The organism is Thalassotalea montiporae (assembly GCF_053485855.1).
Window position 1 is genome coordinate 1 of the sequence record NZ_JBQRUO010000014.1, and the last position, 5,631, is coordinate 5,631.

The 5,631-nt window shown below is 37.5% G+C and carries 7 protein-coding genes; all 7 read left to right on the forward strand.

What is annotated here, in order from left to right:
* Positions 1 to 447 precede the first annotated feature (447 nt).
* Complete coding sequence (locus ACSLUR_RS19015; RefSeq protein ID WP_448556908.1) at positions 448 to 1,014, forward strand: hypothetical protein; 567 nt, start codon at positions 448 to 450, stop codon at positions 1,012 to 1,014.
* A 100-nt stretch (positions 1,015 to 1,114) separates the two neighbouring features.
* A complete protein-coding gene (locus ACSLUR_RS19020; protein ID WP_448556910.1) occupies positions 1,115 to 1,402 on the forward strand; it encodes a hypothetical protein in 288 nt (95 codons plus the stop codon).
* Positions 1,403 to 1,538: 136 nt separating this feature from the next.
* Entirely contained in the window at positions 1,539 to 2,168 is a 630-nt protein-coding gene (locus ACSLUR_RS19025; protein ID WP_448556912.1) for a lipoprotein, read from the forward strand.
* A gap of 429 nt (positions 2,169 to 2,597) precedes the next feature.
* Positions 2,598 to 2,972 (forward strand): hypothetical protein, encoded by a 375-nt coding sequence (locus tag ACSLUR_RS19030; RefSeq protein WP_448556913.1) that lies wholly within the window; start codon positions 2,598 to 2,600, stop codon positions 2,970 to 2,972.
* Positions 2,973 to 3,081: 109 nt separating this feature from the next.
* Positions 3,082 to 3,456, forward strand: a complete 375-nt coding sequence (locus ACSLUR_RS19035; RefSeq protein WP_448556915.1) for a nuclear transport factor 2 family protein — start codon at positions 3,082 to 3,084, stop codon at positions 3,454 to 3,456.
* A 114-nt stretch (positions 3,457 to 3,570) separates the two neighbouring features.
* Positions 3,571 to 4,053, forward strand: a complete 483-nt coding sequence (locus tag ACSLUR_RS19040; RefSeq protein WP_448556917.1) for a hypothetical protein — start codon at positions 3,571 to 3,573, stop codon at positions 4,051 to 4,053.
* A 711-nt stretch (positions 4,054 to 4,764) separates the two neighbouring features.
* Positions 4,765 to 5,094: a hypothetical protein gene (locus tag ACSLUR_RS19045; protein ID WP_448556918.1), complete on the forward strand. Its 330-nt coding sequence runs from the start codon at positions 4,765 to 4,767 to the stop codon at positions 5,092 to 5,094.
* Positions 5,095 to 5,631 lie beyond the last annotated feature (537 nt).

Sequence of the window (5,631 nt, forward strand, 5' to 3'; positions counted from 1 at the left end):
ACATATGGACTCTCCTCAATTGAAGCTACTTATCAACTTCACTATGGCACACTCGCTAGAGAAAGATGCCGAGCGGGGAGTCCATATCATTCGTTATGTACCACCACAATATCAAGGATGTAGGTTAATCAAATCAAGCGCCTTTTTCTGAATTCATCTGTACGTTCATGTGTTTTTCGCCGTTAGAATTTAGTGCTTTTTTCAACAATAGTTTTCGGCTCAAAATTCAGATTTAGTTTGTTGTGGTGTCGAGTAGTTGGCAGGCTGGATTCAAATACTTTTCAAGTTTGGCTTTTAACCCAACCCTCGGTAAAGTAAGAAGAATTTACATAACAAGGCAATTAAACGGACACGTTACGCTTGGCTCGTGCTCGTTCCTCGCCGATTTTAGCCAAGCTTCACTTGCCGTTTATTGCGGCGTTAGCCGTCATTTAAAGTTTGGGCATTTTGAAAAAGTCATTATTAATATTTTATATTGTTTGGTTATCACTAGTAGTTGTTATACCTCTTACTATGTTAATTGCTATGGGCGCTATTGTGGATGACTTTATTCCATCAAAAAAGTTGTTTCTTTATGCAAATTATTTAAATGCTTTTAACTTTATCGTTCTAATTTTAACATTTGTCATTGTTAGTAATAAAATTAACTCTCCTGAGTTAGCATTTTTGAAAATGACAAAGAAAAAGCTTGCTTTTTGTTATTTGGTTAGTTGGATACCTCTTTCAGCTTTATCGTATAGTTCTTTTTCCGGTCCAATAAGTTACTTGCTACACAAAGCTAGCGATGCGCGTAATAGCTACATTATTGAAAATGTAATAAAGACAACCGAATTATATAAACGCTGCGATCGTCACCTTAGATTAGAGGGCGACTTTATGGTGTATAACCGTAAAGTTTGTAATGCATCCTCAGCAGATATTAAAAAATTATCTAGAGGTGGCAAAATAAAAATAGTAGGTCAGATTAACGATTATGGTATTTCTAACTTTTCCTACGGGAGAGTAGACGGCTAACAAGCTGTTAAACAAGGACAAAAAACAGTTGGTTTTTGCTCCTTCGTCGCTAATTTTAACCAACTATTTTATTGCCTGTTAACAGGGCGTTAGGCATACCATGAAAAAGTTTGAAGATGACATTGAAGACTGGATTACAAATAAGTTTCCTGATGCTCAAAGAGCAAAAGAAATTATTGAGCCTTTATTGGAAATTGATACAGCTGTTAATCGTTCACGAATAATCAGGTGTGCACTATATCTTTCAGACAATGATTATGATTCCTTGGTCAACTATACAAGTAAAGCTCTAGACGACCCTCGTAATGTTCTGTGGTGGGCTGAATACGATAGTCGTAATATTCAAAAACGAGATTTCAACTACAGCTTTAATAAACAAAAGACGTAGTTTGGTGCTAGGTATTGCCTAACAAGTTACTCAAAAGGACGCAAAACGCTTGGCTTGTGCTCCTTCGTCGCCAATTTTAGCCAAGCATTTTCCGCCTTTTAGTAAGGCGTTATGTTTACAATCAAGTTTAGAGTTTATGAACAAATTATTTAGTTTAATTTTACTATTACTAGTTTTAACTGGATGTGCTTCAACTAAGACGATTAAGGGAAATTATTCTCTTAACCACGAATCAGGCAATGGCGTATTAATTTCTTCTGTGAGCTATCGAGGGAGCTATTCTGGCTACTCTGTTTATTATCACGGAATGGACAATCAGATTCGTGGTGAAATTCAATTTGGCGAAGGTGTTGCTTTTCTGCCAATTCCACCAAAAGGCGATTTTGCTCATTTGAACCGCAAAGGTGAGGTTTTTGCTGTTGAACTACCCGCTGGAAATTACAAAATATGGAGATGGGGAGTACATAGTGGTTATGCCCATATAAAGCCAGTAAACCCAATTGCTATAGAGTTTAAAGTTGAGTCAGGCAAAGCAACATATTTAGGCAACTTTGATTTTGTACAGACTGATAGTATGGGGCTTACTGTTACAGGTGTAAAAGTCAACTACAGCGACCAATCCCAAATAGATTTGGATATAGTTTCAAAAAAATATCCAGCTCTCGATGCTAAAAACATAATTAAAGGTGTAGAAGACAATGCAAATTATCAAGGTATTGGGGGTACTGATCAAACAAACTGGGATATACCTATAATTATAATGTAAACATAACAAGCGCTTCAACGGGACAAATAAAGCTTAGCTCTCGTCGCTGCGCTCCTAAATTTTAGCTAAGCTAATTATTTGCCCATTAAGCGGGCGTTAGGTGTCATTCGTATTGCATTGAAGTTGTTAATCTTTCAAGCAATTTGTAATATCGAACACAGGCACGCTTAAAGGGAATTTTCTTCTGAGTTAATGGATTAATTCAACGCCCAACTTTCCATTAGCCAGTTAACCTTTTAAGTACCGTTAAAATTTAAACTTAGGTGTTTTCCCAAGTGCTCAGGTGTTGGCGGCAAAGCCGCGAGAATTGGGCTGAACACCTAACAAGTAGTTCAATCGGACTTGTAACGCTTGTCTCGGTTTTTGCAAAAGACGCAAAAACACAAGCCAATCATTCCAAGCCGTTTAACTAAAACGTTAGGTGTTTCTTTGAATTCGGTAATTAAATCAACATTAGTTTCATCATTTACAGTATTCATAACAAGTACCGTATTTTTCTTATTTTCAGGCGGCGGTTCAATTGAGTGGCTGCTAAGCTTTTCTTCAGCTTTAGTGATTACATTGGTGGCTCTGGTAGTTATCATTCTTTGGGTTATTCCTTCTCATTATCTTATTCAAAAATACACTAAAGGGACAATCATAAGTTATATGTTAATTGGTCTAGTTCCTTCGACTTATATACCCATAAATCACTATTTTACCTCTATGTACTTGGATCCTGTTGGTGATACATTAGCTGTAGCATTAGTTGGTATTATTGTGGCAATTAGCTTTAAACTAAGTTTCAGAGTAAAAAACACCTAACAAGGCAATTAAACGGACACGTTACGCTTGGCTCGTGCTCGTTCCTCGCCAATTTTAGCCAAGCTTCACTTGCCGCTTATTGCGGCGTTAGGGTTACAAGGAAAGTACGGTGCAAGATATCGAGTCAACAATTACAAAATTAGAGGCTTCTCTATTCTCTCCTGAAGTAAGATCTTCAACTACCCATCTCGATAAACTTATCGCGCCTAATTTTACTGAGGTTGGTGCATCAGGCATTCGATTTGATAAAAAGCATGTGCTTGAACGCCTCCCTTCGGAAACCCCACCTAAAATTACCGCAACTGACTTTGAGCTGAGAAAAATAGCTCCAAATTGTGTTCAATTATTGTATCGTGCTGTAATGGTAAAGGGTGGGAACTCAAAACCAACATACTCACTTCGCTGCTCTATTTGGGAGCTAAATAACAACTGTTGGCAAATGAGTTACCATCAAGGTACGGAGTGCGCGGCTTTCGAAGTGTAACCCTAACAAGCGCATTAACAGGGACAAAAACTGTTGGCTTTTGCTCCTTCGTCGCTGATTTTAGCCAACAATTTTTTGCCCATTATGCGGGCGTTAGCTCTTTAGGATAGTTCAATGGATGATTCAAATATAATTATGGAACTGTTGGGTAAATACTTACCAATTTTGATTGCATTAATTGGTGTATATTTTACTCATAAATTTACATCAAAACGTGACGTACTTAATTCACAACGAGCTTTAAAGATAGAAGCTCTTTCAACCGCTTATAAAGCACTTGTTCGTTCAGGCCTTGAAAAAGATTTGTTACCCAAAGATGAAATGGGCAACGTACAAAATAAAGCAATACCTGTGGAAGACGCGATAGCTATAATTCATCTTCATGGTTCAGACTTGCAATCACGATTAGCTTCTCAATACTCTTTGGACTTTGCCAATAATCAAGGAGCTGATTGTACTGAGCTTGTAAATTCCCTGAGAAATGAAATTAGAGAAAGTCTTGGCTACGAAAAACTAGAGGCTCTGACTTATTATTTGCCGGTTACACCCAACCAAAAAAATAAAAAGTCTGCAAACAACGAGGGATTATCGAGTTGAGAGCAGGAGCTAACAAGGCCATTATGGCAGGGACGCAAAACGCTTGGCTGCGCTCCTTCGTCGCAAAGTATAGCCAAGCATTTATGCGCCCCATATGGCGGCGTTATGTTTTATGAGGGAGTATGCATAATTTTCAAATAGAGTTTTTTCTTTTCATCATCATTAGTCTGTTCTTAAATGAGCCTGTGTACTCTAATCGTAAAGCTACATTTATATCCGCAGCTTTGATTCTTCTCTTTACGCTCTTTGTTGTTTTTAGCAAAGCTCTTAAAGTTGGTGTTAGCTTTACTCCAATAGATTTAATTTTTGTTTTTCCTCTTTGGGTTTGCTTTATTTCACAGCTCCTATATAGCAACCATATCTTTAAAAAGTATCGCTTTTACCCTCGTTGGTATTACGTCCCTAGAGGTCTAAGAAATGGTCTTATTTTTAAGCACCCGAATATTTCTTTACCAGTGTCAAACTACGACAAAATTTTTTCGTTTTTATTTCCACTGACGTGTATTTTAAGTATTTTTTCTTTATTGTTTATGTACTTCGGCTTTAAATAAAACATAACAAGCTGTTTAAATGCGGGACTGCTAACGTTTGGCTCGGTTTCGCTTCGCTACACATTTTAGCCAAACATTAATCAGCCCCTTAACAGGGCGTTATATTTGGCCGAGCATGGGCATTATCGATAAACTTAGTAAAATATTTAAGTGTAAATCTTTGGATAAAAACCTTACTGTTGATTGCGACTCTATAAAAGTTGCTCTATTACCGAGTGATATCGTGGTCTTTGCTGATAAACTACGTTCGACGAATATTGATTTGAAAACGTTGGCAACATCCGATCCTTTCAAATCAGAAGTTTGTGTTATCAACCCTGAAAATAGCTCTACTGATAAGATCTTAAGCTTATTTCAATCGCTTCCTAAAGGTGAGCCTAACAGGTGTTTTGTTCCCAATTATCGAATCGAGTTTTTAAAAGACGGTGTTATTACAAAAGTAGCTGTCATATGTTGGCGAGGTAATCAGATCAAAATTTGTGATGGTTAAAACACTTCTGGCTACAGTTTCAATGGCGAAGCAAATGAGTCCATTGAATTACTGCACATTTTAAGAAAGCAAGTTGAAATTCAAATATAATAAGCCATTACAGTGCGGGACTTTTAACAGTTGGCTTTCCTCACTGCGTTCGTTATTGTAGCCAACTATTAAAAGCCCCTGAATGGGGCGTTAAGTACCACCACAATTTCAAGGATGAAAGTTAATCAAAGCAAGCACCCCTTTCTGAATTTACTTGCACGTTCATGTGTTTTTCGCCGTTAGCGTTTAGTGCTTTTTCAAGAACAACTTGCGGCTCAAAATTCAGATTTAGTGTGTTGTGGTGGAGAGTTACAGGTAGGTTCAGTTCAAATACTTTTCAAGTTTGGCTTTTAACCCAACCCTCGGTAAAGTAAGAAGAATTTACATAACAAGGCAATTAAACGGACACTGCAGTTCCCCCGTTTTAGTGGACACCTCCTTATCTCAATGAGGAGGCTATTATGCCCAGATATACCAACCCCAGAAAAACATGGTTTTACCCAGTTG

Excerpts from the sequence above, each read along its gene's own strand:
- ACSLUR_RS19020 (WP_448556910.1), top strand. The coding sequence starts at position 1,115 with ATGAAAAAGTTTGAAGATGACATTGAAGACTGGATTACAAATAAGTTT.
- ACSLUR_RS19025 (WP_448556912.1), top strand. The coding sequence starts at position 1,539 with ATGAACAAATTATTTAGTTTAATTTTACTATTACTAGTTTTAACTGGA.
- ACSLUR_RS19040 (WP_448556917.1), top strand. The coding sequence starts at position 3,571 with ATGGATGATTCAAATATAATTATGGAACTGTTGGGTAAATACTTACCA.